Genomic DNA, 26,409 nt, shown 5'->3' on the forward strand with positions numbered 1-26,409 from the left:
ATGGCCGCAGTGAAGCGCATCGCCCTCGTCGGCGCCGGCAACATGGGCGCGAACCACGCTCGCGTCATCTCCCAGTCCGACCAGGCGACCCTCGCCGTGCTCGTCGACCCGCGCGAGAGCGTGGGCCGCGAGATGGCCGACCGGCTCGGCGCCGCCTGGGCGCCCGAGCTTCCCGACCTGCACGACGTCGACGCGGTCGTCGTCGCCGCCGCGACCGAGGCGCACTACGGCCTCGCCCTCGAGGTGCTGAACCAGGACAAGCCGCTGCTCATCGAGAAGCCCGTGGCCGACGACCTGCTGCACACGCGCGAGATCCTCGAGCTCGCGGAGACCCGCGACGTGCCGATCATGTGCGGCCTCCTCGAGCGGTACAACCCCGCGGTGCTCACGGCCCGCGCGGCACTCGGCGACCCCCTTCACGTCACCGCCACGCGCCACTCCCCCTACGCCCCCCGCATCCGCACCGGCGTGGCCTGGGACCTCCTCGTGCACGACGTCGACCTCGCGATCAACCTCATCGGCTCGGCGCCCGCGAGCGTCGACAGCCGCCTCGGCTTCTTCCACCCGAACTCCGTGCCGGGCGCCGAGGACGTCGCCGAGACGCTCCTCGGCTTCGAGGACGGGGCCGTCGCGCGCATCTCCGCGAGCCGGGTGGGCCAGCACAAGATCCGGAGCCTGTCGATCTACGAGCTCGACCGCCTCATCGAGGTCGACCTGCTCCGCCGGGACGTGACGATCTACCGCCACGTCTCCGAGGACTCCATCGGCGACGGTCCCTCCTACCGCCAGCAGACGATCATCGAGATCCCCGAGGTCATCACCTCGGTCGAGCCGCTGACCGCGCAGTTCGCGCGGTTCAACGACGTCATCGACGGACGCGTCAGCGCGGCCGCCGAGCGGGCGACGATCCTGCCCTCGCACGAGGTCGTCGACCACGTGATCTCGCAGCGAGTCACGGCGTGAGCCGGGAAGCGACGATGTCGGAGACCGAAGGGCGCGACCGTCCTGCGCTCATCGATTGGAGCGCGCTGCGCTACCTGATCGCCGGCGTCGCCGCGTTCCTCTTCGACTTCGGCCTGCTGTGGCTGTTCCGCGAGGTGTTCGGCTTCCCCACGTGGCTCGCGGCCGGCATCGCGTTCGTGCTGAGCTTCGCGTTCACGTACACGATCCAGCGGGTGTTCTCGTTCGGGTCGGATGCCCCGCACGGCCGGGCCCTGTTCCGATACACCGTGCTCGTCGTCTTCAACACGCTCGCGACGGCCGCCATCGTTGGCCTCATCGACCTCACGCCTGCCGGGTGGGCGGTCGGCAAGGTCGTGGCCACGGTCATGACGACGATCTGGAACTACTTCGTCTACCGCTTCTGGGTCTTCGCGCCCAAGCGCGGGGACGAGACGAGCAAGGAAAGCGCAGAGGACGCCTGACGTGGTCTACAAGAATGCGACGATCGCGGCGGTGGTGCCCGCGTACAAGGAAGAAGCCCTGATCGCCACGGTCGTCGAGACGATGCCCGACTTCGTCGACCACATCGTCATCGTCGACGACTGCAGCCCCGACCGCACGAGCGAGGTCGTCCAGTCCCTCGACGACCCCCGCGTGACCCTGATCCGGCACGAGGTCAACCAGGGCGTCGGCGGTGCGATCATCACCGGACACCGCGCCGCGATGGACCTCGGCGCCGACATCGACGTCGTCATGGCCGGCGACGCACAGATGGATCCGAAGCACCTCCCGGCGCTGCTCGACCGCGTCACCGACGACGGCTACGGCTTCTCGAAGGCGAATCGCTTCTACGCGCCCGAGTCCTTCCACGGGATGCCGCGCTACCGCGTCTTCGGCAACGTCGTGCTCTCGTTCATGACCAAGCTCGCCTCGGGCTACTGGCACCTCTTCGACCCGCAGAACGGCTACACCGCCGTCCGCACCGACGTCCTGCGGAACATCCCGCTCGACCACGTCGCCAAGCGCTACTCGTTCGAGAACGACCTGCTCATCCACCTCAACATCCAGCAGGTCTCCGCCGTCGACGTCCCCGTCCCGGCCGTCTACGGCGAGGAGGTGTCGAGCATCCGGCTCGGCAAGGTGGTCCCCGAGCTCATGGACCTGCTGTTCCGCGGCTTCTGGCGGCGCATCTGGTACCGGTACGTGCTCTGGTCGTTCTCGCCGATCGCGCTGCTCCTGCTGCTCGGCATCGCGTCGTTCCTCTTCGGACTCGGCGTCGCCGTCTGGATCGCGTTCGTGATCGTCGGCTCGGTGATCGCCACCGCCGGCACCGTCATGCTCGCGGCGCTGCCCCTCATGATCGGGACGCAGATGCTGATCAGCGCGCTCCAACTCGACATCCAGGCCAGCCCGTCCACGCCGACCTACAAGCCGTTCCCCGATCCGGTGGCGCGCAGCTAGCTCGCGGTCGAGCGGCGCCTCGCACGGTCGCGGCCCGCAACCGTGCGCCGTCCCACCCGGACACGCCGTTCGGGAGACACACCTAGCTCGCGGGGATCGCGGCCTCGGGCTCGGCGTCCTCCTCGTCGGCGGGTGCACGGTCGATCGGCGCCGTTCCGGCGACGGCGGCCCACGCCGTGAACCCCGTCGCGATCGCGATGACGGCGAGCCACAGGATCAGGCCGCCGGGAGGCGTCCACACGGGATGCAGGATGACCTGGTCGACGGGGAGCCCGCCCTGGTACCGCTGGAACGTCGCGAACAGCGCCCACGTCTGCCCGAGGACCACGAGCCCGGCGATCCAGGCGACGAGCCGACGGCGCCAGCGATCGGGGAACGGGGTCGACGCCGGGAGCGCGGAAGCCGCGATGGCCGTCGCGAGCGCGACCAGCGTCAGGTAGGCGACGAGCGCGTACCGTCCCTGCCAGATGTAGCCGCTGGCCTGCACGGATGCCGCCTGCACGACGGCGGGCACGATGAGCAGCGCGACGACCGCGAGGGCGAGGCCCCACGTGCGGCGTCCCCTGGACACCACCACGGCGGCGACCACGATGGCGAACGCCAGGAACGACCAGAACGCGAGCACGAAGGCCGGCGCGGGCGTGTCCAGCCAGCCGAAGATGCCGAAGAGCCCGGGGTCGAACGTGCGGAACAGCATGATGATGAAGGCCCGTCTGGGCGAGTCCGTCGCGCCGGGGAAGTTGCCCATGCTGCCGAGGCTTCCGGTCGCGAACGTCCAGCCGACGGCGGCGAGCACGCCGAGGCCGAGCACCGCGATCGTCAGGATCACGGGCCATCGGCGCAGCTCCCGGATGACCTGCGGCCAGGGCGTCACGATGATGGCGACGGCGGCGATGACGGCCATCCACAGCGGCGAGAGGCCCCGCGTCTGTGCGAGCAGCACGCCCGACGCGCCGATCAGGACCAGCCATGGCCATCGTCGCTCGAGCGGGACGCGCCCGAGCACGAGCAGCAGCGAGGAGAGGAGCGCGAAGCCCGTGGCGATCTCGAGGCCGTTCGGATTCACGGCCGAGGCGAGGAACAGGACCATCGGAGTGACCGCCGCGGCGAGCCCGAACGCCGTCACCCGGTTCGGATTGAGCCGGTGGAGCGCCGAGAAGCCGGCGGCCAGGAAGAAGGACACGAGGATCGCGCCGACCACGCGCATGCCCATCACGGCCACCGAGGTGTTGTCGGTGAGGAGGCTCGGCCACCCGACGAGCAGGTAGTAGGTCGGGTTGTAGAGTCCGGCCGACGTGTCCGCGCGCTCGAGGTCGGCGCCGTCGGCGACGTCGAGGAGGCAGCTCGCCGGCGTCGCGGGCGCGAACGCGTAGCACGGCCACTGCGCGGCCGTGGCGATCCCCTCGGGCACCTGCACCGAGCGGACCGCGGGCTGGTCGGTCGGATCGCCGACGAACTGGCCGCGGGCGACCGACGCCGCCTTGATGATGTGCGCCGGCTCGTCGGGGCTGCCGCCGAGCGGGGTCGCGACGGCCCACGCGATCGCAGCGATCATGAGGCCGGCCCATACGCTGAGGAAGAGCGGGAGCGGCCGTCGGAGGGCGCGAGTCAGGGTGTGCAGGGCGAAGCTCGATTCTCAGAGGCGCGATGCGGCGCCGTCGACACAGGGCGTTGACGATCCTACCGTCGCGCTACGGGACGTCGATGCACCCCAGCGCGGCGGGCGGCGCGTTCGTCGCGTCGATCGCGTACGCGCACACCCGGTGCGGACCCGCGCCCATCGGGAGCACCGCCGAGAATCCGTGGTCGGGCCCGAGCCCGAACGCGGCGGCGACGTCGGGCCGCGAACCCGTCGCGCGCAGCGCCGTGCCGTTCGAGTCGACGTACACGTGCACGTCGATGGAGGCCGACGTGTCGGGATCGAGCGCCCAGCCCGACACCGCGACGCCGCCGTCCGCGCGAACCGCGGCCTCGAGGTTGCCGATCGGGGCGAACCGCGAGTCCGTCGGCGGCGGCGGAGCCGGCTCGGGCGCGACGGTCACCGTCCGGCAGCCGAGCAGGACGTTGCCGCCGGCGCCGTTGTTGATCCCGTAGGCGCACACGTTGTAGGAACCCGGCGCCACCGTTCCGGTCCACGAGAATCCGTGCTTCGACCCGTACGCCGGGTAGACGGCGGCCACGTCGGGCCGATCGCCGTCGGCCGTGGTCGCGGTCCCGGTGGAGCCGAAGTAGACGTGCACCGAGATGGGCGCGACGGTGTCGGGGTCGATGGCCCACCCGGACACGGACACCTCGCGCGGCGCTGCCGAGCGCACCGCCTCGAGATTGCCGATCGGGACGCGGCCCTGGTCGGCGATCCCGCCCGTCAGCTGTACCTGCTCGCACCCGAGCAGCGCCGGCGCGCCCGAGGTGTTGATCGCGTAGGCGCAGACGTTCCGGGTCCCCGGCTCCGCCGCCGTGGTGGCCTCGAAGCCGTGGCCGGTGCCGTACGCGGCCCACGCGGGCGGCAGGTCGGTGCGCGGGACGTTCGCCGTGAACGCCGCACCCGTCGCGTCGACGTAGACGTGCACCGGGATCGCGGCGGCGGTGTCGGGATCGATCGCCCAGCCCTTCGCGGTGATCCCCGTCGAGCCGGCGACCACGCTCTCGAGCGCGCCGACCGGTGCCCGGCCCTGCTCGGTGATGACGTTCTCCGGGACCGTCACCGTCTGGCATCCGAGCTGCACGTTCGCACCCGGTCCCGTGTTGATCGCGTAGGCGCAGACCTGGTGGCTGCCCGGCGCGGCGGCGACGGACACGGCGAATCCGTGCTCGCGCCCGTAGGCGGCGTACGCGGGGTCGATGCCGTCGACCGCGTTCGACGCGGTGCTCGCGACGCCCGTGCCGTCGACGTAGACGTGCACGCCGACGGGCGACGCCGTGTCGGGGTCGATCGCCCAGCCGGATGCCGCGACGGTCCCAGGCCCGGTCGTCACCGCCGTGAGGGCGCCGACCGGCGACCCCGTGAGCGCGGCGACGGTCGAGCACCCCAGGAGCACGTTCGCACCGGCACCGTAGTTCATGGCGTAGACGCACACGGACGCGCTGCCCGGACCGGTCACCGGCACCGCGATGTCGAACCCGTGCGCCGAGCCGGCGGCCGGGTACGCGGCCCCGATGTCGGGACGGTTGCGGTTCGCGGTGTAGACGGCGCCGGTCGCTCCGACGTACACGTGCACGTCGATCGACGCGCTGGTGTCGGGATCGAGCGCCCAGCCGACCACCCGGAACGTGCCCGGCTGCGCCGAGACGAGCTCGACGTTGCCGATCGGGTTGGCGCCGGAGGTGGGCGATCCGAACCAGGAGTTGTAGAAGACCCAGAAGTTCCGGTTGCCGTAGGCGCTGCAGCCGTCACCGGTTCCGGTGAGGTTCGCAAGGGCGGCCGCGTTGGGCGTGTACGGCGTGTAGTAGTAGAGCGCCGCTGTCGCGCGGTTCCTGACGAGCACGTCCTTGGTGCCGCAGCTCGCGTCGGGGTGGTACTGGATCCTGTTGACCTGTCCGACGCGGATCGAGGTGAACGATCCCGCGGGGTTGCCGTACCAGGTCAGCTGGCGCCCGGCGGCGAAGATCTGGTTGAAGAACCCGTAGTAGGTCGAATCGCAGGCGGACGTGTCGGGGCATCCGTAGCCCATCGCCTTGCGCATGACGCCGTCGGACGGCGCGCGGTTCGTCAGCAGGCTCTGCTCCTTCTGGAGCGTCACGAGGATGACCTTCGCGCTCAGGGTGCACGCCTGCTGCACCTTGAAGATGATCCGTGCGGCCGATTCCCCGGTGCCGCCGGGGTAGGTGGAGCACGTGCCGAACGACCAGGTGCGCGTGGGGGTGTTCTCCCGGTAGACCGCGAGGCAGTTGGAGTTCTGGCACGAGCCGACCATCGACTCGAGGAAGCGCTGGATCTCGGCCTCCGTCATCGCCGCGCCGTCGTAGAAGGCCGCGTCGCTGATGATGTTCCCGGCATCCCAGTCGGCGGCGCTCAGCGCGTCCGCCCGCTGCTCGGTCGAGGTCCACGGCACGAGCACGCCCGCGACGAGCACGGTCACGACCAGGAGGGCGCGGAGCATGGCGGCCGGTGCGCTCGTCATCGAAGCTCCCCCCGGGTCGTCCGACTGGTGCCGGCCGCGGCCGGCCCGCTCAGGTTAGGGCACCTGCAGGGCGGACCCCGCCAGCGACACGGTCTCACGGCCGAAGCCCAGTCGGCGAGTCGGTAGGATCGTACGGATCATCCGAGACCGAAAGTACGTGGAACATGTCGGAACGCAGCGGCGCCGAGGGCGTGCGCGTCGTCAACGAGCCCTTGCGACGCATCGGGCGCGACAACTCGCTCGGCCGGGGGACGTGGAAGTCGTTCGCCGAGGTGTTCGATCACCGTGAGCTGCTCGGCCGGCTCGTCAGCCGCGAGGTGCGCGCCAAGTACAAGAACAGCAGCCTCGGCGTGGTCTGGTCGCTCATGCGACCGCTCGCCCAGCTCGTCATCTACTACGTGGCGATCGGCCAGTTCCTGGGGGCCGCCCGCTCCATCCCCGACTTCGCGATCTTCGTGTTCGCGGGCCTCACGGCGTGGGCGCTGTACAGCGAGATCGTGACGGCCGGCACCAACTCGATCGTCTCGAACTCGGGACTCGTCAAGAAGGTGTACGTCCCGCGCGAGATCTTCCCGCTCGCCACGGTCGGTGCCTCCTCGTTCAACTTCGTGGTGCAGTTCGCGATCCTGCTCCTGGCCACGATCGTGCTCGGCCAGCCGCCGCTGCATGCCGACCTCGTGTACCTGCCGCTGAGCATCGTGCTCATCCTGACCTTCGCCACGGCGCTCGCGCTCGTGCTGTCGGCGCTGAACGTCTACCTCCGCGACGTCCAGCACCTCGTCGAGATCCTGCTCCTCGTCCTGTTCTGGGCCTCGCCCATCGTCTACTCGGTCGGCTTCGTGCACCAGGCCATCGGCGGAACGTGGCTCGAAGAGCTCTACCTCGCCAACCCGGTCACGCTCGGCGTGCTGGGCATGCAGAAGGCGATGTGGGTCTCGGGAACCGAGGATCCGACGCAGTACTGGCCCGACTACCTCTGGCTCAGGATGCTCATCGCCATCCTCGTCTGCGGGGTCATGCTGCTCATCGCGCAGCGGATCTTCTCCCGCCTCCAGAGCAACTTCGCACAGGAACTGTGAGTCACGACCCCATGGCTGAACCACTCGTCCGCATCGAGCACGTCTCGAAGCGATTCGTCCTGCACAAGGACAAGTCCCTCAAGGATCGCGTGCTGTACTGGCGCTCGCGCGAGAAGTCGCGTTCCGACTTCATGGCGCTCGACGACGTCTCCCTCGAGATCGAGCTCGGAGAGACGGTCGGCTTGATCGGCCACAACGGCTCCGGCAAGAGCACGCTCCTCAAGGTCATCGGCGGCATCATCGAGGCCAGCGGCGGCGACGTCTACCGGCGCGGTCGCGTGGCGGCCCTGCTCGAGCTCGGCGCAGGCTTCCACCCCGATCTCTCCGGTCGCGAGAACGTCTACCTGAACGCCGCCCTCCTCGGCATGTCCACGGCCGACACCGACGCCGTGTTCGACGACATCGTCGAGTTCTCGGGCATCGGCGAGTTCATCGACTCCCAGGTCAAGTTCTACTCCTCCGGCATGTACGTGCGCCTCGCGTTCGCCGTCGCCGTGCACTCCGATCCCGACCTCCTCCTGGTCGATGAGGTGCTGGCGGTCGGCGACGAGCCGTTCCAGTTGAAGTGCATGAACAAGATCCGCCAGTTCCAGAAGGAGGGTCGCACGATCGTGCTCGTGAGCCACTCCTCCGAGCAGGTCGCCGATGTCTGCACCCGGGCGGTCGTCCTCGACGGCGGCCGCGTCGTCCACGACGGCGGCGTGGGCGAGGGCATCCGCGTGCTGCGCGACGGCTACGAGCGCGATCGGCTGGCGAACGAGGAGTCGGAGTCCGGCGAGCACCGGCAGCCGGCGGTCGAGATCACCTCGGTCTCGGTCACGGATGCCGCGGGCCGACCACTGGGCGGCAAGCCCATCGAGCGGGGCACCGACCTCACCGTGACCGTGCACGCCGAGGTGCTGCGCGAGACCGAGTGGATCACGGGCTTCACGCTGCAGTCCACGCTCGGACACGCCGTCTACCGCCTGAACACCGAGGGCCTCGGCATCGACCTGCCGACCGCGCCGGGGCGATACGACGTGCGGTTCTCGATCCCGTCGACGAACTTCGGCATCAACCGGCTCGTGATCAGCGCCGGCGCGACCGACGGGGGCGGCGAGCCGATCACGCTGCTCGACCCTGCCGGCATGCTCGACTACGCCGACGACCCCGTCGGTGCGGGCGTCGTGCAGTTCGCGGCATCCGGCACCGTCACACCCACCTTCGCATGAGCGACGGGGTGGTCCGTCCGATCGTCGCCGTCGTCTCGGTGAGCTACGGCTCCGAGGACGAGCTCCGGACGATGCTCGGCAGCCTCCCCGTCGCGGCGTCCGAGCCGCCGCTCGTCGTCGTCGCCGACAACCTCCCGACGTCGGGCACGACGAGGGAGGTCGTCACGGCGGTCGGCGGCACGTACGTGCCCATGCGTGCGAACCTCGGCTACGGGGGCGCCATCAACGAGGTCGTCCGCGGCCTGCCCGCGGACGTCGAGTGGGTGATGATCACGAACCCCGACGTCGTGTTCCATCCGAGCGCCATCGACCGGATGCTCGCGACCGGCGCGGGCTCGGCCGACATCGGCGCCGTCGGGCCGATCGTGCGCAACGACGACGGCAGCGTCTACCCCTCCGCCCGCGAAGTGCCCGGCATCCGCGTGGGATCGGGGCACGCGCTCTTCTCCAACATCTGGTCGACGAACCCCTGGACCCGGCGCTACCACGCCGCGTCCGCCTTCGACGCCGAGCGCGATGCCGGCTGGCTCTCGGGCTCGTGCGTGCTCGTGCGCCGTCGGGCCTTCGACGAGATCGGCGGCTTCGACGAGGGCTTCTTCATGTACTTCGAGGACGTCGACCTGGGCTACCGGCTGTCGCGCGCGGGCTGGCGCAATCGGTTCACGCCGACGGCGGAGGTCACCCACACGGGTGGTCACTCGACGGCCGGCGAGTCGGCGGCCATGATCCGCGCGCACCATCGGAGCGCCGAGCGGTTCATCCGCAAGAAGTACTCGCGACCGCTGTTCTGGCCGGTGCGGGTCGTGCTGCTCACCGGCCTGCGGCTGCGCTCGGCCCTCGCCGAGCGCCGCGCCACGCGCTAGCGACGCCCCGCGACCCGCCACGCCCCCGGGCGCCGCGCACGCGCCGGCGGTCAGCCCATCAGGCCGAGGCCTGCGCGAGCAGCGTGCGCAGGTACGCGCCGTACCCGCTCTTCACGAGTGGTGCTGCCAGCTCGCCGAGTCGCGCGTCGTCGATCCATCCGGCGCGCCAGGCGATCTCCTCGATGCATCCGATCTTGAAGCCCTGGCGGTCCTCGATCACCCGGACGTACTCGGAGGCCTGCATCATGGACTCGAACGTGCCGGTGTCGAGCCACGCCGTGCCGCGGTCGAGCACCTGCACGCTGAGCTTGCCCGCCTGGAGGTACCGCTCGTTCACCGTCGAGATCTCGAGCTCGCCGCGTGCGCTCGGCTCGATCGTCTTCGCGATGCCGACGACGTCGTTGTCGTAGAAGTACAGCCCCGGCACGGCGAAGTTGCTCTTCGGCTCGGCTGGCTTCTCCTCGATCGACAGCGCCGTGAAGTGGTCGTCGAACTCGACGACGCCGTACGCGGTCGGGTCGCTCACCTGGTAGGCGAAGATGAGCGCACCGTCGATGTCGTTGTGCTTGCGCAGCGCCGAGCCGAGGCCGGTGCCGTGGAAGATGTTGTCGCCCAGTACCAGCGCCACCGACTCGTCGCCGATGAACTCCTCGCCGATGATGAACGCCTGCGCGAGGCCGTCGGGGCTCGGCTGCACCGCGTACTCCAGGCGGATGCCGAGCGCGGACCCGTCCCCGAGGAGCGCACGGAACTGCTCGTTGTACTCGGGGGTCGTGATGATGAGGATCTCGTTGATGCCCGCCATCATGAGCGTGGACAGCGGGTAGTAGACCATGGGCTTGTCGTAGATCGGCATCAGCTGCTTCGAGATGCCCTTGGTGATCGGCCAGAGCCGCGTGCCGGAGCCGCCGGCGAGGATGATGCCGCGCATGTCAGCCCTTCCCGTTGAGTTCGTCGTAGTAGGCCCGCGCGGCCGCCCAGGTGGGGAGCAGGCCCGATGCGGCCGCCTCCGCGAGGCTCGGCGCCGCGGTGTCCTTGGGCGAGAGCAGCAGCTCGTCGGCGTCGACGGTGAACGCCAGGCCGACCTCGGGGTCGGTCGGGTCGATGCCGTGCTCGCGCTCCGCGTTGAAGGTCGAGGTCACGAGGTAGCTGACGGTGGCGTCGTCGGTGAGCGCGACGAAGCAGTGGCCGAGGCCCTCGGCGATGTAGATCGCCCGCCGGTCGACGTCGTCGAGCAGCACGGAGTCCCATTGGCCGAACGTGGGCGACCCGACCCTGATGTCGATGACGAAGTCGAGCACGGCGCCATGCGTCGCAGTCACGTACTTGGCCTGGCTCGGGGGGACGTCGGCGAAGTGGATGCCGCGGACGACGCCGCGCTTCGACACCGAGGTGTTGCCCTGCGCCAGGTCGAGGCGGTGGCCGACGGCCTCCTCGAGGCGATCGAAGCGGTACCACTCGAGGAAGACCCCGCGCTCGTCGGGGAACTGCCGAGGCGTGATCTCGTAGCTGTCGGGGATCTTCAGTTCGCGGATCTGCACGGGATGCAAGCCTACCGTGGCTCGCCTGGGCGTGCTGCGTCGGGCCGGTCACGCCCGAGGCGCGAGCTCACGGCGCGCAGCGGACGCGTCACCTTCCAGCTCGTGCTGGTGCGGTAGTCCTCGATGACGGCCTCGCGCTGGCTCACGATGTCGCGCGTGTGCTCGACCTCGTGCCTGAGGGCGTCCACGAGCGCGTGCAGCGAGTCCACCTCGGCCGGCATGGCCTCCAGCTGCGCCTGCCGCGTGACGACGGCGCCCAGCCGTGAGTACGTGGCACGGACCTCCCGCGCGGTCGCCTCGTCGGCGTCGAAGAGGGCGGCCAGGCCGCGACTCCTGGTCGGCCCGACCCCGAGCACGCCGAGTCCGTGGCCGTGCGCGAACGCGAACGACGGATGCCGCGGCGCGAGCTCGTCCCAGAGCCGCCAGACGCCGAATCCCTCACCGTGCTCGGCGATGTCGTGGAACAGGATCACCCCGCCGTCGCGCACCGTGCTCCGCCACTGCTCGTAGTCCTCGCGGGCGTCCTCGTAGCCGTGCCGCCCGTCGATGTGCAGCAGGTCGACGCTGTCGTCGGCGATCGCCTGGCGCGACTCCGAGAAGTACCCGCGCAGGAGGTGCGTGGACCCGGGATAGTCCCGCTCGGCGATCGTGCGGACCGCCTCGTACACGTCCTCGTCGTAGAACCCGGCCTGGTCGTCGCCCTCCCAGGAGTCGAGGGCGTACAGCTCGGCGTCGAGGCCCAGGCGGCGGGCCGCCTCCGCGAACACGAAGAACGAGAAGCCGAAGTGCGTGCCGAGTTCGACGATCGACCGCGGACGCAGCTCGTCGACCAGCCAGAATGCGAACGGCGCGTGCTCGAGCCAGGCGGAGGTGACCACATGCGCGGGCTGCCAGTAGGAGGCCGGGCCGAGCCACGACGAATGCAGGTCGGCACGAGCCGGCACGCCATGGGTGCCGTCGATCATCGTCATACGCACGGACTCCATCGATCGGGTATCCCGCCAGCCTAGCGGCCCGGCGAGTCGTTCGCCGATGGCGCTCAGGCACGAACCGGTAGACTCGATCGGCCCCAATCACCGTCAGGAGACATCCGAAACCCATGAGAATCCTCGTGACCGGCGGCGCCGGCTTCATCGGCTCGAACTTCGTCCACTACCTGCTCGAGCACACCGACCACTCGGTCACGGTGCTCGACAAGCTCACCTACGCCGGCAACCTCGCCTCGCTCGAGGGCCTGCCCGCCGACCGGTTCCGGTTCGTGAAGGGCGACATCCAGGACGCCGCGCTCGTCGACGAGCTCTTCGCCGACGCCGACGCGGTGGTGCACTACGCGGCCGAGAGCCACAACGACAACTCGCTCGAGGACCCGCGTCCGTTCCTCGACACGAACATCATCGGCACCTACACGCTGCTCGAGGCGGCGCGCCGGCACGACCGCCGGTTCCACCACATCTCGACCGACGAGGTCTACGGCGACCTCGAGCTCGACGATCCGGCCAAGTTCACCGAGACGACGCCCTACAACCCGTCCAGCCCCTACTCGTCGACGAAGGCCGGCAGCGACCTCCTCGTGCGGGCGTGGGTCCGCTCCTTCGGCGTCCGGGCCACGATCTCCAACTGCTCGAACAACTACGGGCCCTACCAGCACGTCGAGAAGTTCATTCCGCGGCAGATCACGAACGTGCTGCGCGGCGAGCGGCCGAAGCTCTACGGGAAGGGCGAGAACGTCCGCGACTGGATCCACGCGAACGACCACTCCTCCGCGGTGCTCACCATCCTCGACAAGGGCGAGATCGGCGAGACCTACCTCATCGGCGCGAACGGCGAGCGCAACAACAAGGACGTCGTCGAGCTGATCCTCACGCAGCTCGGGCAGCCGGCCGACGCCTACGACCACGTCGTCGACCGTCCCGGCCACGACCTGCGGTACGCCATCGACTCGACGCGCCTGCGCACCGAGCTCGGCTGGGAGCCGCAGTTCTCCGACTTCGAGTCCGGCCTCGCCGACACCATCGCGTGGTACCGCGACAACGAGTCGTGGTGGGCGCCCCAGAAGGACGCGACCGAGGCCCGCTACAAGGCCCAGGGGCAGTGACCCGATGCGCTACCTGATCACCGGGGCGTCCGGCATGCTCGGGCGCGACCTGCAGGCGGTCCTCGCCGGCCGCGAGGTGACCGCCCTGGGCCGCGCCGACCTCGACGTGACGGATGCCGCGGCGGTCGCGGCCGCGGTGCGGGGTCACGACGTCGTGCTGAACTGCGCCGCGTACACGAAGGTCGACGACGCCGAGACGCACGAGTCGGAGGCCTACGCCGCCAACGCGACCGGACCGGCGAACCTCGCCGCGGCGGCCGCCGACCTCGGTGCACGCCTCGTGACGATCTCGACCGACTACGTCTTCGACGGCCGGGCCACGATGCCGTACGCCGAGGATCGCCCCCGCGACCCGATCAACGCCTACGGCCGCACGAAGGCCGCCGGCGAGGAGCTCGCCCTCGAGGCGCATCCCGACGGGACGTACGTCGTGCGGACCGCGTGGCTCTACGGCGAGCACGGCCCGAACTTCGCCCGCACCATGCTGCAGCTCGCGGCGTCGCGCGACACGTGGTCGGTCGTCGACGACCAGCTCGGGCAGCCGACGTGGACCGCCGACCTCGCGACCCAGCTCGTGGCGATGCTCGACGCCGACGCCCCCACGGGGATCTACCACGGCACGAACTCCGGCCAGGCGACGTGGTTCGAGTTCGCCCGGGCCGTGCTCGAGGACTCGGGGCTCGATCCCGAGCGCATCACGCCGACCGACAGCAGCGCCTTCGTGCGACCCGCGCCGCGGCCCTCCTACTCCGTGCTCGGTCACGACGCGTGGACCGCGGCGGGCCTGAACCCGATGCGGCCGTGGCGCGAGGCGCTCGCCGACGCGATCGCGACGGGCGCCGTCGCCACGTCCTGACCGACCGGGCGACCACGGTCGCCCCCGGCGGCACCGATCGGGCGGCCTCGAGCGGCCGCCCGATCGGTCAGAGCATGCGGGAGTACAGCTCCACCTGCATGCGACGGGACCAGCGTCCCTGGAGGGTCGTGAGGTCGCTCTCGAGGATCCGCGGATCGCGGGTCTTCGACTCGAAGTGGTAGAGCCGCGCCCAGGGGCTGAACACGGCCGAGCGACCCGTCGCGCGCACCTTCATGTTGAGGTCGACGTCGTTGTAGTTGCCGGGCAGGGCGAGCGTGAAGCCGCCGAGCTCGAAGTAGAGGTCACGGGCGATCAGGGCGCAGGCCGCCGTGACGCCGGAGACCTCGTGGTCGGTCGTCATGGACTTGATCGAGTCGTCCCGGCCCCCGACCCAGCCGAAGGCGGCGTGGCCGGCCACGCCGCCCGTGTAGATCTGGCCGGCATGCTGGACGGTGCTGTCCTCGAAGTAGAGCTGTGCGCCGACGATGCCGACGCCGTCCTGCTGCGCGAGCCCCAGCATCGTCTCGATCCAGTCGTCGCTCACCACCTCGACGTCGTCGTTGAGCAGCAGCAGGTACTCGCCGCTCGCGGCGACGGCACCGCGGTTCATCTTCGCGCTGAAGTTGAACGGCGCATCCCACAGGACGAGCCGCAGGCGGTCGCCGCACAGCTCCTCGAGGTCGTCGACGACCGCATCGGGCGTCTCGGCGTCGGCCACGACCACGAACTCGAGGTTCGGGTAGGTCGAGCGCTCCACGATGCCGCGGATCGCCTCGACGACGAGCACCCGGTCGGCGCCCGCGATCTGCGCGCTGCCGCCGCGGGTCGGGATGACGATCGAGACGAGCGGCTCGTCGACGATCTCGTAGCGCACCCGGCGAACGAACGGCTCGATCTCCTCGATCGCCGCGCCGACGCCGAGGCGTTCGAGGTGGGCCGCGACGACCGCCGCCTGCGCGGCCGACGTGCCGGCGAACTCGTCGCGGGCGAGGTCCTCGGTGGCGAGCACCTGCGGGTCGAGGCTCACCACGAGGCCGGCGGCGTCGGCGCGGAGCACGACGTCGAGGATCTGGGCGCGACGCGCCTCGGGCCGGAAGCCGCCGAGGCGGAGGAGCGAGGCCACGCGCAGTGCGACCACCGGGCCGAGGTAGTCGTTGCTGCGCAGCCGGATCGGCGAGAAGAGCGGGCGGAAGAGCGGGATCCCGAGGTCCGTCTTCGAGTCGCCGTACGTGATGTCGATCGAGGGGAACCGGTCGAGGTAGCCGACCACCTTCGGCAGCAGGTCGCCTTCGACCGTGCCCCAGCGGACGACGAACAGGAAGTCCGCCCGGGTGGCGGCCAACCGCTCGTTCAGGTCGGCTGCATCCGCAGACAGGATGGACACGCCGACGGACTCGGCGCCGCGGATCATCTCCGACGTGTCCTCGTGGGCGACCTCGTCGACGACCACCCGGACGCCCGAGGGATCGAAACCGGCATCGAGCACCGCCCGGGCCGTGCGCACGACCTCGTCGGCGGAGTGGCCGGCCGAGTCGATCCAGGCCTCGACGCGCGCCGCGAGCGCGGGATCCGCGGTCATCCCAGCACTCGGCGCTTGACGACGCGCAGCACGCGGACCGGGAGGGTGACCACGCGACCGGCGCGCCAGGTGAGCGACGACCTGATCCCTGCGAGGTTCGCCTCGGCGGCGACCGTCTCGGTCGGAGTCAGCCGGCTCGCGGCCTGCAGCTCCCTGACCTGCTCCTCGAGGCCGATGATGCGATCGGCGAAGGCAAGGCGCTCCTCGGCGAGCTCCGCCTCGGAGCTCACGCGGGCATCGGGCCGGGTGTCCGGCCATCGAGTGCTCGGGGCGTTGGTCACGATGGATCCAGTTCCTCTCGTCGGCGGTCGTAAACTAGCCTAATGCCCTCGACGAGACCGCCCCGTGAGAGCCCGCCCGTCGCAGCATCCGCCCCCCGCGTCATCGCGGTCGTGCCCACGTTCCACCCCGACGACGGGGTCGTCGGCCGACTGCGCGACCTGACGCGTCAGGTCGATCGCGTCATCGTCGTCGACGACGGCTCCGGACCGTCGGCCGACGCCGTCCTCGCCGACGCGACGGAATCGGGCATCGAGGTGCACCGGCTCGCGCGCAACGCGGGCATCGCGGCGGCGCTCAACACCGGCGTGCGCGTCGCGCTCGACGACGGCGCCGACTACGTCGTGAACGTCGACCAGGACACCGACCTGCCCGAGGACTACGTCGCCATCGCGCTCGGCCTCTTCGCGACGGCGAACCCGGTCACCCGCCTCGGCATCGTCGCCGTCGACGCCGTGAACGGCGCGCCTGCCCTGCCAACGTGGGTGTCGCCCGAGGGCTTCGGGCTCGTGCCCGAGGCGATCCAGACCGGCTTCGTCATCAGCCGCGAGTGCCTCGAGCACGGCGGGCTGTTCGACGAGCGCCTCGTGATCGACTGCGTCGACACCGAGTACTGCCTGCGCGTGCGCGACCGCGGATTCCGCATCGCCGTGGCGAAGGGCACCGACATCCGCCACTCGATCGGCCGTCGCGCCGAGCTCCGTCCGTTCGGCATCCCGATGCGCCACCGCGAGAGCGGCCGGATCGCGACGTACCAGTACCACTCGCCGTTCCGCCGCTACTACATCGCCCGCAACAACATCGACCTCATGCTGCGCAACGTGCTGCGCCGCCCGCGGTGGGTGGGTGCCGTGCTGCGCCGCGAGATGGGCGGCATGATCGTGTCGATGGTGAGCGGACCGCAGCGCATCGCCCAGGTGCTCGCGATCACCACCGGCACCGTGCACGGGCTCGTCCGCCGGCGCGGGATGATCCCCGGCTGGCTGAAGACGCTCATCACCTGACCCCGCGCCGCTGCCTCGCCTCCCACGACCACCGGGCGACACCTGCGGCGTCGTCGAGGTCGATGCGTCCGCCGCGCCGGAGGCCCGACCAGCGTGCGAGGTGGTACGCCGGATTGACCACGAGCCACCTCGCCCGGTCGGCGATCCCGTAGTCGGGGTCGCGCAGGATCCGCCCGGTGTCGACGAGCGCTCCCCTGCCGGCGCGAAGCAGTGCGCCGACCCGCGAGTAGCTCGGGACGTCGTGGCCGATCCGTCGCAGGCTCACGGTCTCGTCGAACATGCGCGCCGCGTACTCGCGGATTCCGACCTCGTTCGAGTGACGCACCGAGCCCGCCGGCGCGTACGCCTTCCGGTACCCGGCCTGGAGCACGTCGCGGGCGAAGAGCAGGTCCTCGGAATAGGGTACGTCGCGGTAGGGGATGGTCCGCACGAGGAAGTCGCGGCGAGCCGCCGAGTTGACGTCGGAGTAGAAGCCGACCGCGTCGGCGTCTGCGCCGTCCAGCCCGGTCCGATCGACGATCGTCGGCTCCTCCGCCGATCCGAGTCCGTCGAACACGCGCTCGATGTCGTACTTGAGCAGCGGGACCGCGGTGTCCCGCGCAACCTGTCGGCCGACGACCGCCTCCACGCCCGCCTCTTCGAGCGGCGACACGAGTTCGGCGAGCCACGCATCGTCGGCGGGGGTGGCGTCCTGCGTGAGGAATGCGACGACCCGCCCGCGCGCGAGCCGCGCACCCAGGTTCCTCGTCCGGCCGTGCCCGAACTCCGCGTTCGGGATCTCGTGCAGGCGGACGTCCGGCCGGTCCCGCACGATCCGGAGCGTGGCATCCGTCGAACCGGAGTCGATGACGAGCGTCTCGACACGGCCCGCGAACCGCTGCCCGGCCACCGCGTCGAGCACCTCGGCGAGGAATCGCTCGCCGTTCAGGGTCGGGATGACCACCGACACGTCCACCGACGGAGGCGGGGCGCCGTCGCCCCCGTCGGGAACCGGGTCGTCACCCGTGCCCCGCGGGGGTGTCCCGCTCACAGGATCGCCTGCATCGCGCGATGGAATGCGGCGACGAATTCCTCGCCGGGGTCGGCCCAGTCCGTGTCGGCGACCGACTTCGCGATGACGGCGGCGTGGGCGGCCTGGTCGGGCCGGTCGAGCACCGCGATCATGCGATCGGCGAGCGCGCCCGGCGACATCGGCGCGAACTCGATGTGCGGGCTGTCGAGGACGCCGCGCGTGTTGGGCGCGTCGTTCACGATCGGCACGACCCCGGCGCCCATGACCTCGATCGGCAGCAGCGACATGTTCGTGAGCGAGAGGATGAGGCCGGCGGCGCAGCGATTGTAGATGTCGTTGAGCGCGGAGATGTCGACAGCGGAGTGGTTGACGTACGGGAAGGGCACGTCGTAGCCGGACATGTCCCACCCGACGAGGTTGACGACGACGTCGGGCCGACGCCGGTGCAGCTCGCGCAGCGCGAGGAGCCCGAACTCGGTGGCGCGGCGGGGCGTCGGCGGACGGGCGTAGAACAGCACCTCGTTCCGCGGCGCGGCGTTCTCGTAGCGGTAACGGGTGGTGTCGACGGCGTAGTCGTACGCGTCGCCGCTCATCCCGTAGTCGGCGGCCAGCTTCGCGGCGAGCCAGCGGCCCGCCGAGAAGCCGTGGAAGCCGAGCCGGTAGCTGTTCTCGGCCGCCGCATACTCGCTGCCCGCCGGGAAGAACGCCGGCTCGAAGTCCTGCGTGAAGTAGAACCGCTTCGCGTCGCCGCCGTGGCGGTGCGCCGCGTAGGTCGTCTCCCAGTCGCAGGCGATCACGGCGTCGAACTCCCCGTCCAGGCCGGTGTCGGGGTCGTAGACGCGGAACTCGCCGCGGATGTCGGGGTAGGCGCTCGTCGCCGCCATCATCCGGCGCACGCCGTCGATCGTGACCCTGGGGTAGCGCGCAGGCGCATAGAGGAAGACCGTCGTCGGATTCCCGGCCTGCTCGAGGAAGCTCATGAACCGGAAGGCGTTCTGGTGGCCGCCGCTCGTGCGTCCGGGTGGGGTGATGAGCCAGGCGACCCGATACCCGCTCGAGGGCCGGTCCACCGGGCGCGCGTTGAAGGCGCGCGGCGTCGACCAGTCGACCGCGACGAGGTCGTCGGCGTAGACCGACGCGAGCGGCTCCGGCCGGAACGCGTCGAGCCGGTTGGCCAGCCACTTCCCACCGCGCCAGGCCGTGGACCGGATCCCCCCGTCGCGCAGGCTCGCCACGGCCGTCGAGAGTCGTCCGTTCATCGCTCCGCTTCCTCTGGTCGCCACGCCGTGACCGCATCGATCACGCGATCCACCTGGCCCATCGTCATGCCCGCCCACAGCGGCAGTCGCACGAGCCGGCGCGAGAAGTCCTCGCTCCGCACGAGTTCGCGGAGGGGCCGTCCATAGCGGCGCCCGGCCGGACTGGAGTCCAACGGCACGTAGTGGAAGGCCGCGACGATGCCCTGCGTGGCGAGTGCCGCGATGAAGTCGGCCTGGTCGTGCCGATTCGGCAGCAGCACGAAGAACAGGTGCGCCGCATGGATGCCGCCGGGAGGCCGCATCAGGGTGGCGCCGACGACCTCGGCCCACTCGCCGAGCTCTGCGGCGTAGCGGTCCCACACGGCGTGCCGTGAAGCTTGGATATCGTCGAACGCCGCCAGCTGCGCGTCGAGCACCGCCGCGTTGAGCTCGCTCGGCAGGTAGCTCGAGCCCCAGTCCACCCAGGTGTAGCGGTCGACGGCACCGCGCATGAACTGCGAGCGATTCGTGCCCTTCTCCCGCATGATCTCGGCTCGGAGCCGGTGCTGCGCATCGTTGATGACGAGCGCGCCACCCTCCCCGGCGTGGACGTTCTTCGTGTCGTGGAAGCTCTGCACCCCGAACGTGCCGATCCGACCCAGCACGCCGCACGACGAGCGGACGCCCAGACCGTGGGCGTTGTCCTCGATCACGGGGAGGCCTCCCGCGTCCGCCGCGATGGCGCAGATGGCCGCCATGTCGACCGGCGTGCCGCCGTAGTGCATGACGGAGATCGCCCGGGTCCGGGGCGAGACCGCCTCGGCGACCTGATCGGGATCGATGTTGCCGGTGGAGGGGTCGATGTCCACGAAGACGATGGTCGCGCCGGTCGTCGCGATCGCCGTGGCCGCCGACGAGAACGTGAAGGTCGACAGCACCACCTCGTCGCCGGGTCCGAGTTCGAGCAGGCGGCTCGCCATCTCGAGCGCGTGCGTGCCGGACGTGGTCAGCAGCACGTCGCCGCCGTCGAGGATGGCGCGCAGCCGATCGCTCGCCGACCGGGTGAACGGGCCGTCGCCATGCGCGTGGTCGGAGCCCAGCACCGCCGTCAGCCGCTCCAGCGAGGCCGGCGCGAGGAACGGTCGGGAGAACGGGATGAGCTCTGGCTGCACCTCGTGACTCCCCCGTCCGGACCGGCCCGGCACCGGCCACTGCCCGGAGTGTATCGGAGCAGCTCTTCCGCCCGGTGACGCGAGGGCGCCGTGTCTGGGGAGCACCCCCGAAAGCGGGTCGCGGAACGGCTAGGGTGGGCAGGTCACCGACGGACCCGGTGCGGAAGGAGCAGCGTGACGATCACCCTGCGCGTCATCCTCGACCAGATCGTGGCTCCGGTCCCGGGGCCGATCGGCCGGTACACCCGCGACCTCGGCCGCGCGATCGTGGCGACCGCACCGCGAGGCTGCGAGGTCGAGGCGATCGTGTCGTCGTCGCTCCCCGAGGACTACGACCGGGTGCTCGCCGAGGTCCCCGGGCTCTCCGGGCTCTACAAGACCTCCCTCGCCCGTCGCGAGCTCGCGGCCGCATGGCAGCTCGGCATCACGACCTCGCCGGGCAGCGGCATGATCCACGGCACGAGCCTGTTCGCACCGCTGCGCAAGCACGACCGCACGGCCGGCGGCAACCAGGTCGTGGTGACCGTGCACGACGTGCTCCCATGGACCCACCCCGAGGCGGTCAGCGCGGCATCCGTCGCCTGGCAGAAGGGCATGATGAAGCGCGCCCGAAAGCACGCCGACGCGGTCGTCGTGCCCACGCACGCGCTGGCCGAGCGCCTCGAGCAGGTCGCCGACCTCGGCGACCGGGTGCGCGTGATCGGCACCGCGCCGCGGTCCGGCCTCGTGATCGGTCCCGACGCCGAGCAGCGCGCCGCACGCCTCGGGCTCCCCCGCGAGTACATCGCGGTGGCGGGCACGCTCGAGCCGCGCAAGGGCCTCGTCGACGTGTTCACGGCGCTCGGGCGACGCGGCGTGCCCGACGTCCCCGTCGTCGTGCTCGGCCCCGAGTCCTGGGGCGACCAGCACGTGGCGGAGGTCGCCGAGGAGCTCGGCGTCGCGGCGTCCCGCATCCGGCACCTCGACGACCTCGACGCCGCCGACCTCGCCGTCGTGCTGCGCGGCTCCATGGCGTACGTCGCGCCCAGTCACGACGAGGGCTCGGGCACGGGGCTCATCGAGGCGTTCAGCCTCGGCGTGCCCGTGATCCACTCCGACGCCACCGCCTACCTCGAGGTCTCGGCCGGCGCCGGGCTCGGCGTGCCCGTCGGCATGGCCGACCACGGCTACGCCGACCGGCTCGCCGCGGCCATCACGTCGGTCGTCTCCGACCGGGGCCTCGCCGAGCGGCTCGCGATCACCGGCCACGACCGCAGCCGTGCGTTCAGCTGGCGCGACGCCGGCGAGCGGGTCTGGCAGCTGCACGCCGACCTCTGACGGGGTCGGCCACGCCGGTCGCCGACGCGCGACCTACCCCGCCGGCTCCTCGGTCTCGGGCGGGAACACGGCCTGCTGCACGAGCTGGCGGATGTAGTCGTAGTCGGGATCCTCGGGATCCACGCCGTTCTCGGGCACGAGCGGTACGTCGATGATCGGCAGCTCCTTCGTCTTCGACGCGAGGTCGACGAAGTACCCGAGCATGCCCTGCGGCACGTCGGTCTTCACGACCTGGGAGCCGGCCGCGGCGATCTCCTGGAACTTGGACAGCACGTTCGCCGGGTTGAACTGGGCGAGCACGGCCTCCTGCAGCTGCAGCTGGCGCGCCATGCGGTCGTAGTCGCTCGTGCCGTGACGCGATCGGGCGTACCAGAGCGCGTGATAGCCGTCGAGGTGCTGCTCGCCGGCGGGGATCCACTCCGCGACGGTCGTGAAGGTCTCGTCGGCGTGGATGGGCACGTCCTCCGGCACGTTGATCGTCACGCCGCCGAGGGCGTCGATGAGCTGCTGGAAGCCGGCCATGTCGATGAGCACGTAGTACTGGATCGGCAGCCCGGTGATGCCCTCCGCGGCATCCCGCATCGCCTCGATGCCGGGCTCGGAGCCGTCGGCGACGGCGTTCGGGTACATCTCGGGGCTCTTCAGCTCGACCTCGGTGTAGATCGAGTTGAGCATGCAGACGTCGACCTCGCAGCCGTCGATCGAGCCGTAGCCCTCGGGGTAGACCGCCTTCAGCGGCGAGTCGTCGTCGAACGGCACGTCGACCATGTTGCGGGGCAGGCCGATGGTCACGGCCTGGCCGGTCTCGGCGTCGATGCTGACGACGCGGATGCTGTCGGGGCGCAGGCCGTCGCGGTCGGGCCCCGCGTCGCCGCCGAGCAGCAGCACGTTGTACCGTCCGTCGATGGGCGGCTCGCTCGGTCCGGCGACGAACACCGACGAGAGGAAGCCGCTCGCGGTCGTCGCGAGGTAGGCGCCGTACGCCGCCGTGCCCGAGACGAGCACCATGAGTACGACCGAGAGAGCCGCGACCCCGGCGCGAGCCGAGGGGGCGGTCTTCACGAACTTCACGAGGCGCAGCGTGTCGAAGGTCAGGATCGCCCAGAGCACGGCGTAGAACGCGAGCACCCCGGCCACGATCCAGAGCGAGATCGTCGTCGAGAAGACCGTGTAGATCACGGCGGGCCAGAAGATCCAGACCACGAGGGCCACGAGCGCGAGGAACCACAGCGTGAGCGTCGCGCCGAGGCCGAACCGGCCCAGCTTCCGGTCGCCCGCGAGCACCTGTGCGGAGCCCGGGATCAGCACGTTGAGCACGACGAGCCACCAGGCGCGGCGGGTCATGACCGTGCGCGACCCCAGGTCGGGGTAGCGGATCGGGCTGGCGGCGAGGCTCATCGGGTGGACTTCAGCCGTTCGTTCTTCTCCTCGACCATGGCGGCGAGGGCGGTCGCGTAGTCGGCGAGCGCGGTGCTGAGCGCGGCATCCGAGGTCGCGAGGATCTTGACGGCGATGAGCCCGGCGTTGCGGGCGCCGCCGATGGAGACGGTGGCGACGGGCACGCCGGCGGGCATCTGCACGATCGACAGCAGCGAGTCGAGCCCGTCGAGGCGCGACAGCGGCACGGGCACGCCGACGACGGGCAGCGTGGTGACCGAGGCGAGCATGCCCGGCAGGTGCGCCGCTCCCCCGGCGCCCGCGATGATCACCTTGAGGCCGCGGTCGGCGGCCTGCTTGCCGTACGCGATCATCTTCTCGGGCGTGCGGTGCGCGGAGACGACCTCCACCTCGTGCGCGACGCCGAACTCGTCGAGCAGTTCGGATGCCTCGCGCATCACGTTCCAGTCGGAGTCGGAACCCATCACGACGCCCACGAGCGGGGTGGTTGCTGCAGTCACCCGAGAATCCTAAGGCGGCGTGCTGTGAGATGCCCGGAGGGCGCGCAGGGCCGCGGCGGCGTCAGGTCCGCGGCGGCGTCGGGCTCGCGTCAGTCCTGGAAGACTGCGGCGGCCGCGCGCGCCTCGTACACGACGTCGTCGAGGTCGGCGCCGATCGCCGTGACGTGGCCGACCTTGCGTCCGGGGCGCGGCGCCTTGCCGTAGTTGTGCAGCTTCACGGTCGGATGCCCCGCCAGCGCCTCCGCGTAGCGGTCGGCGAGCGAGCCCTCGGCCGGGCCGCCGAGCACGTTCACCATGACGCTCCACGTCTCGTGGCTGCCCGTGCCGCCGAGCGGCAGGTCGAGGACGGCCCGGAGGTGCTGCTCGAACTGCCCGGTCGTGGAGCCGTCCATCGACCAGTGCCCGCTGTTGTGCGGGCGCATGGCGAGCTCGTTCACGAGCACGCGGTCGTCGGTCGTCTCGAAGAGCTCCACGGCGAGCACGCCGGTGACGCCGAGGCCCTCGGCGATCGTGATGGCCACGTCGGCGGCGACGTCGGCCAGGCGTCCGGCTGAGCGCGGTGCGGGCGCGATGACCTCGCTGCACACCCCGCCGACCTGCACGGTCTCGACGAGCGGCCAGGCCGCGACCTCGCCCGATGGGCGGCGCGCCACGAGCTGGGCGAGCTCGCGACGGAAGTCGACGACCTCCTCGGCGAGGAGCGCGCCGCCGCGGCCGTCCTCGGCGACGGTGGCGAACCACTCGGCGACCTCGGCGGCCGAACGCACGACGCGCACGCCCTTGCCGTCGTACCCGCCCCGCGGCGTCTTCACGACCGCGGAGCCGCCGTGGTCGGCGATGAAGTCGTCGAGCTCGGCCGTCGTCGTGACACGGGCCCAGTCGGGCACGGGGAGGCCGAGCTCGGAGAGTCGTGCGCGCATGAGGAGCTTGTCCTGCGCGAACCGCAGGGCGTCGGGCCCGGGGTGCACGGGGATGCCCTCGTCGACGAGCAGCCGCAGTACGTCCTGCGGCACGTGCTCGTGGTCGAACGTCACGACGTCGACCTCGCGCGCGAACGCGAGCACGGTCTCGGCGTCGGTGTAGTCGCCGACGCGATCGGCCGCGAGCGCCGCCGACATGCCCTCGGCCTCGGCCAGCACGCGCAACTCGACGCCGAGTTCGATCGCCGCGGGAATCATCATCCGGGCGAGCTGCCCGCCGCCGATCACTCCGACCCGCACTCGTGCACACTCCCATTCGCGTCGGCCGAGACGGCGCCCGGTGCGGCGCCCCGTTCAGTCTAGGCCGACCCCGACGGCATAGGATGTGCCGGTGACCACCACCGTCGGCAGTGCGTTCGCCCGCCTGTGGCACGGCCTGCTTGCGTACCTCGTGAAGTTCGGCGTGGTCGGGCTCATCGGCCTCGTCATCGACGTGGTGCTGTTCAACCTCCTGCGCCTCGGGGTGTTTGGCGACGACCACTGGGCCCAGTCGGCCATCGGGGCGAAGACCATCTCGACGACCGTCGCGATCATCTTCAACTGGCTCGGCAACCGGTACTGGACCTTCCGCCGCCACCGCCGCCGCAACTACGTGCGCGAGTTCGTGGAGTACGCGATCGTCTCGATCGGCGGCATGCTCATCGCGCTGGCCTGCCTCTGGATCAGCCACTACGGGCTCGGGTACACGAGCCTCGTCGCCGACAACATCTCCTCGAACGTGGTCGGGCTCGCGCTCGGCACCGCCTTCCGCTTCCTGCTCTACCGCTACTGGGTGTTCGGCCACCACCGCTCCGACGGCCTCTCCAACCTCGAGCGCGTCGAGGAGGCCCAGCGCACGCTCTTCGAGGAGCCGACGCCGGCCGCGGAGCGCGAGCCGGTCGCGCCCGACGGCGGTGCGTCGACGGATGTCGCGGCTACTCCTCCGGCGCCTCGACGGTCGGCTGGAACCACGGCGGGTACACCGCCACCCGGGTCCTGACGCCCACCGCGTCGAGCGCCGCCCGCACGCGGTCGCGGACGCGGTCGTTGCCCACCGCGATGAGCAGCACGCGCTCGAGCGGGAGCAGCTCGCGCACGAGGAACTCCGCCGAGCGCAGCCGGGCGCCGTCGTCCTCGCGGTGGAGGCGCTGCAGCATGCGGAGCACGTCGGGCCACGCCGACGCCGAGCCGACGCCGCCGGTCGCGGCATCCGCGTCGGTGACGACCACCGTGCCGGCGGTCTCGGTGCGCGCGCCGACGGCGGAGGCGACGGAGCTCACGAGGATCACGTGGTCGGCCGGCGGCCGCTCGACGGCCTCGGCGCTGAGCCGCGGGTCGGGCGTGCCCGTGCGGATGGCGTTCCAGACGTGCGCGTCGGTGGAGAGCAGGAAGGGGACGTAGTCGGCGACGACCGCGTCGACGCCCTCGACCGGTGCCGACCGCCGGAACGCGCGCGCGTCGGGCGCCGCCAGGTCGACGACCGGGGTCGCGCCGGCGTCATCGGCCAGCACGGCGCCCGAGCCGAGGATCGGCGCGAGGTTCTCCACGTGCGTCACGTGGTAGATGCGCACCGTCTTCGGGTCGACGGGGGCATCGACGAGCGAGGTCGCCGCACGCGAGGACCCGGCCACCCGGGCGGCCGGCCGCGCCGCGCGCGTCGTGCCCGCCCGCGCGCGGGGTGCGGCCTTGGCGACCGGTTTCGGCTCGGGCTGCTTCGGCGGGAAGCAGATGGCGCAGAGGCCGTCGTCGAAACCGTGGATGCATTCGTCGGCCACGTGGAAC

The 26,409-nt window shown here is 71.0% G+C and carries 25 protein-coding genes; 11 read left to right on the plus strand and 14 right to left on the minus strand.

The genetic code is table 11. The features are described from left to right. Genes ACWEOH_RS01770 through ACWEOH_RS01780 form a run of 3 tightly spaced genes read left to right on the plus strand, consistent with a single transcriptional unit; the run spans position 1 to position 2,403 of the window. Complete coding sequence (locus ACWEOH_RS01770; RefSeq protein ID WP_452027705.1) at positions 1-963, plus strand: Gfo/Idh/MocA family protein; 963 nt, start codon at positions 1-3, stop codon at positions 961-963. Positions 964-977: 14 nt separating this feature from the next. After that, complete coding sequence (locus ACWEOH_RS01775; protein ID WP_452027706.1) at positions 978-1,424, plus strand: GtrA family protein; 447 nt, start codon at positions 978-980, stop codon at positions 1,422-1,424. Position 1,425: 1 nt separating this feature from the next. Further along, positions 1,426-2,403: a glycosyltransferase family 2 protein gene (locus ACWEOH_RS01780; RefSeq protein WP_452027707.1), complete on the plus strand. Its 978-nt coding sequence runs from the start codon at positions 1,426-1,428 to the stop codon at positions 2,401-2,403. A gap of 82 nt (positions 2,404-2,485) precedes the next feature. On the opposite strand, the gene ACWEOH_RS01785 is transcribed toward ACWEOH_RS01780, so the two are convergent. Both ACWEOH_RS01785 and ACWEOH_RS01790 read right to left on the minus strand, forming a co-directional pair. Next, positions 2,486-3,958, minus strand: coding sequence for a DUF2142 domain-containing protein (locus tag ACWEOH_RS01785; protein ID WP_452027709.1), 1,473 nt, complete (start codon positions 3,956-3,958; stop codon positions 2,486-2,488). A gap of 136 nt (positions 3,959-4,094) precedes the next feature. Beyond that, on the minus strand, positions 4,095-6,524 hold the full coding sequence (locus tag ACWEOH_RS01790) for a hypothetical protein (RefSeq protein ID WP_452027710.1): 2,430 nt from the start codon (positions 6,522-6,524) through the stop codon (positions 4,095-4,097). Between the two features lie 164 nt (positions 6,525-6,688). Here ACWEOH_RS01790 and ACWEOH_RS01795 point away from each other — a divergent pair, with 164 nt between their 5' ends. The 3 genes from ACWEOH_RS01795 to ACWEOH_RS01805 are packed head-to-tail and all read left to right on the plus strand — an operon-like array spanning position 6,689 to position 9,677. After that, the gene (locus tag ACWEOH_RS01795; RefSeq protein WP_452027711.1) at positions 6,689-7,603 is read left to right on the plus strand and encodes an ABC transporter permease; all 915 of its coding nucleotides are present in this window, start codon (positions 6,689-6,691) and stop codon (positions 7,601-7,603) included. 11 nt (positions 7,604-7,614) lie between these two features. Further along, positions 7,615-8,814 (plus strand): ABC transporter ATP-binding protein, encoded by a 1,200-nt coding sequence (locus tag ACWEOH_RS01800; protein WP_452027713.1) that lies wholly within the window; start codon positions 7,615-7,617, stop codon positions 8,812-8,814. Continuing rightward, positions 8,811-9,677 carry a glycosyltransferase gene (locus ACWEOH_RS01805; protein ID WP_452027715.1) on the plus strand — a complete coding sequence of 289 codons (867 nt, stop codon included), beginning with the start codon at positions 8,811-8,813 and terminating at the stop codon, positions 9,675-9,677. The genes ACWEOH_RS01800 and ACWEOH_RS01805 overlap by 4 nt, the downstream gene beginning before the upstream one ends. Before the next feature lie 58 nt (positions 9,678-9,735). Here ACWEOH_RS01805 and rfbA read toward each other — a convergent pair whose 3' ends face one another. Genes rfbA through ACWEOH_RS01820 form a run of 3 tightly spaced genes read right to left on the minus strand, consistent with a single transcriptional unit; the run spans position 9,736 to position 12,204 of the window. Then, positions 9,736-10,608: a glucose-1-phosphate thymidylyltransferase RfbA gene (gene rfbA / locus ACWEOH_RS01810; RefSeq protein ID WP_452027716.1), complete on the minus strand. Its 873-nt coding sequence runs from the start codon at positions 10,606-10,608 to the stop codon at positions 9,736-9,738. A gap of 1 nt (position 10,609) precedes the next feature. After that, positions 10,610-11,218, minus strand: coding sequence for a dTDP-4-dehydrorhamnose 3,5-epimerase family protein (locus ACWEOH_RS01815; RefSeq protein ID WP_452027718.1), 609 nt, complete (start codon positions 11,216-11,218; stop codon positions 10,610-10,612). Between the two features lie 11 nt (positions 11,219-11,229). Next, positions 11,230-12,204: a class I SAM-dependent methyltransferase gene (locus ACWEOH_RS01820; protein WP_452027720.1), complete on the minus strand. Its 975-nt coding sequence runs from the start codon at positions 12,202-12,204 to the stop codon at positions 11,230-11,232. 113 nt (positions 12,205-12,317) lie between these two features. Between ACWEOH_RS01820 and rfbB the strand changes: the two genes are divergently transcribed. Beyond that, positions 12,318-13,313, plus strand: a complete 996-nt coding sequence (gene rfbB, locus ACWEOH_RS01825; protein ID WP_452027721.1) for a dTDP-glucose 4,6-dehydratase — start codon at positions 12,318-12,320, stop codon at positions 13,311-13,313. 4 nt (positions 13,314-13,317) lie between these two features. Beyond that, positions 13,318-14,169 (plus strand): dTDP-4-dehydrorhamnose reductase, encoded by an 852-nt coding sequence (gene rfbD, locus ACWEOH_RS01830; RefSeq protein ID WP_452027723.1) that lies wholly within the window; start codon positions 13,318-13,320, stop codon positions 14,167-14,169. A 67-nt stretch (positions 14,170-14,236) separates the two neighbouring features. Here the strand turns inward: rfbD and ACWEOH_RS01835 are convergent, their stop codons facing one another. Both ACWEOH_RS01835 and ACWEOH_RS01840 read right to left on the minus strand, forming a co-directional pair. Next, positions 14,237-15,748, minus strand: a complete 1,512-nt coding sequence (locus ACWEOH_RS01835) for a glycosyltransferase family 2 protein (protein ID WP_452027725.1) — start codon at positions 15,746-15,748, stop codon at positions 14,237-14,239. After that, a complete protein-coding gene (locus ACWEOH_RS01840; RefSeq protein ID WP_452027727.1) occupies positions 15,745-15,978 on the minus strand; it encodes a hypothetical protein in 234 nt (77 codons plus the stop codon). Before ACWEOH_RS01840 ends, ACWEOH_RS01835 begins: the two co-directional genes overlap by 4 nt. 93 nt (positions 15,979-16,071) lie before the next feature. Here ACWEOH_RS01840 and ACWEOH_RS01845 point away from each other — a divergent pair, with 93 nt between their 5' ends. After that, a complete protein-coding gene (locus tag ACWEOH_RS01845; protein WP_452027729.1) occupies positions 16,072-17,031 on the plus strand; it encodes a glycosyltransferase in 960 nt (319 codons plus the stop codon). Here the strand turns inward: ACWEOH_RS01845 and ACWEOH_RS01850 are convergent. Genes ACWEOH_RS01850 through rffA form a run of 3 tightly spaced genes read right to left on the minus strand, consistent with a single transcriptional unit; the run spans position 17,024 to position 20,453 of the window. Beyond that, the gene (locus tag ACWEOH_RS01850) at positions 17,024-18,061 is read right to left on the minus strand and encodes a glycosyltransferase family 2 protein (protein WP_452027731.1); all 1,038 of its coding nucleotides are present in this window, start codon (positions 18,059-18,061) and stop codon (positions 17,024-17,026) included. The genes ACWEOH_RS01845 and ACWEOH_RS01850 overlap by 8 nt on opposite strands. Then, positions 18,058-19,302 (minus strand): rhamnosyltransferase WsaF family glycosyltransferase, encoded by a 1,245-nt coding sequence (locus ACWEOH_RS01855; protein WP_452027733.1) that lies wholly within the window; start codon positions 19,300-19,302, stop codon positions 18,058-18,060. Before ACWEOH_RS01855 ends, ACWEOH_RS01850 begins: the two co-directional genes overlap by 4 nt. Continuing rightward, entirely contained in the window at positions 19,299-20,453 is a 1,155-nt protein-coding gene (gene rffA / locus ACWEOH_RS01860) for a dTDP-4-amino-4,6-dideoxygalactose transaminase (RefSeq protein ID WP_452027734.1), read from the minus strand. The genes ACWEOH_RS01855 and rffA overlap by 4 nt, the downstream gene beginning before the upstream one ends. A gap of 174 nt (positions 20,454-20,627) precedes the next feature. On the opposite strand from rffA, the gene ACWEOH_RS01865 reads away from it, so the two are divergent. Further along, positions 20,628-21,770, plus strand: coding sequence for a glycosyltransferase (locus tag ACWEOH_RS01865; protein ID WP_452027736.1), 1,143 nt, complete (start codon positions 20,628-20,630; stop codon positions 21,768-21,770). Positions 21,771-21,803: 33 nt separating this feature from the next. Here the strand turns inward: ACWEOH_RS01865 and ACWEOH_RS01870 are convergent, their stop codons facing one another. The 3 genes from ACWEOH_RS01870 to ACWEOH_RS01880 all read right to left on the minus strand — a co-directional run bounded on the left by ACWEOH_RS01870 (position 21,804) and on the right by ACWEOH_RS01880 (position 24,888). Continuing rightward, positions 21,804-23,168, minus strand: a complete 1,365-nt coding sequence (locus tag ACWEOH_RS01870) for an LCP family protein (protein WP_452027738.1) — start codon at positions 23,166-23,168, stop codon at positions 21,804-21,806. Continuing rightward, positions 23,165-23,632, minus strand: a complete 468-nt coding sequence (gene purE, locus ACWEOH_RS01875; RefSeq protein ID WP_452031821.1) for a 5-(carboxyamino)imidazole ribonucleotide mutase — start codon at positions 23,630-23,632, stop codon at positions 23,165-23,167. The genes ACWEOH_RS01870 and purE overlap by 4 nt, the downstream gene beginning before the upstream one ends. Positions 23,633-23,757: 125 nt before the next feature. Beyond that, on the minus strand, positions 23,758-24,888 hold the full coding sequence (locus ACWEOH_RS01880) for a 5-(carboxyamino)imidazole ribonucleotide synthase (RefSeq protein WP_452027740.1): 1,131 nt from the start codon (positions 24,886-24,888) through the stop codon (positions 23,758-23,760). A 91-nt stretch (positions 24,889-24,979) separates the two neighbouring features. On the opposite strand from ACWEOH_RS01880, the gene ACWEOH_RS01885 reads away from it, so the two are divergent. Next, positions 24,980-25,627, plus strand: a complete 648-nt coding sequence (locus ACWEOH_RS01885) for a GtrA family protein (RefSeq protein WP_452027742.1) — start codon at positions 24,980-24,982, stop codon at positions 25,625-25,627. Here ACWEOH_RS01885 and ACWEOH_RS01890 read toward each other — a convergent pair. Beyond that, complete coding sequence (locus ACWEOH_RS01890) at positions 25,563-26,402, minus strand: DarT ssDNA thymidine ADP-ribosyltransferase family protein (protein WP_452027744.1); 840 nt, start codon at positions 26,400-26,402, stop codon at positions 25,563-25,565. The two genes, ACWEOH_RS01885 and ACWEOH_RS01890, sit on opposite strands and share 65 nt — an antisense overlap. Positions 26,403-26,409 lie beyond the last annotated feature (7 nt).

Source organism: Agromyces sp. NPDC004153, assembly GCF_053603635.1.

Excerpts from the sequence above, each read along its gene's own strand:
- ACWEOH_RS01800 (WP_452027713.1), top strand. The coding sequence starts at position 7,615 with ATGGCTGAACCACTCGTCCGCATCGAGCACGTCTCGAAGCGATTCGTC.
- ACWEOH_RS01785 (WP_452027709.1), bottom strand. The coding sequence starts at position 3,958 with ATGATCGCTGCGATCGCGTGGGCCGTCGCGACCCCGCTCGGCGGCAGC.
- ACWEOH_RS01870 (WP_452027738.1), bottom strand. The coding sequence starts at position 23,168 with ATGAGCCTCGCCGCCAGCCCGATCCGCTACCCCGACCTGGGGTCGCGC.
- ACWEOH_RS01845 (WP_452027729.1), top strand. The coding sequence starts at position 16,072 with ATGCCCTCGACGAGACCGCCCCGTGAGAGCCCGCCCGTCGCAGCATCC.
- purE (WP_452031821.1), bottom strand. The coding sequence starts at position 23,632 with ATGGGTTCCGACTCCGACTGGAACGTGATGCGCGAGGCATCCGAACTG.
- ACWEOH_RS01795 (WP_452027711.1), top strand. The coding sequence starts at position 6,689 with ATGTCGGAACGCAGCGGCGCCGAGGGCGTGCGCGTCGTCAACGAGCCC.
- rfbB (WP_452027721.1), top strand. The coding sequence starts at position 12,318 with ATGAGAATCCTCGTGACCGGCGGCGCCGGCTTCATCGGCTCGAACTTC.
- ACWEOH_RS01790 (WP_452027710.1), bottom strand. The coding sequence starts at position 6,524 with ATGACGAGCGCACCGGCCGCCATGCTCCGCGCCCTCCTGGTCGTGACC.
- rfbA (WP_452027716.1), bottom strand. The coding sequence starts at position 10,608 with ATGCGCGGCATCATCCTCGCCGGCGGCTCCGGCACGCGGCTCTGGCCG.
- ACWEOH_RS01820 (WP_452027720.1), bottom strand. The coding sequence starts at position 12,204 with ATGGAGTCCGTGCGTATGACGATGATCGACGGCACCCATGGCGTGCCG.
- ACWEOH_RS01835 (WP_452027725.1), bottom strand. The coding sequence starts at position 15,748 with ATGACCGCGGATCCCGCGCTCGCGGCGCGCGTCGAGGCCTGGATCGAC.
- ACWEOH_RS01770 (WP_452027705.1), top strand. The coding sequence starts at position 1 with ATGGCCGCAGTGAAGCGCATCGCCCTCGTCGGCGCCGGCAACATGGGC.
- ACWEOH_RS01775 (WP_452027706.1), top strand. The coding sequence starts at position 978 with ATGTCGGAGACCGAAGGGCGCGACCGTCCTGCGCTCATCGATTGGAGC.
- ACWEOH_RS01805 (WP_452027715.1), top strand. The coding sequence starts at position 8,811 with ATGAGCGACGGGGTGGTCCGTCCGATCGTCGCCGTCGTCTCGGTGAGC.
- ACWEOH_RS01855 (WP_452027733.1), bottom strand. The coding sequence starts at position 19,302 with ATGAACGGACGACTCTCGACGGCCGTGGCGAGCCTGCGCGACGGGGGG.
- rfbD (WP_452027723.1), top strand. The coding sequence starts at position 13,318 with ATGCGCTACCTGATCACCGGGGCGTCCGGCATGCTCGGGCGCGACCTG.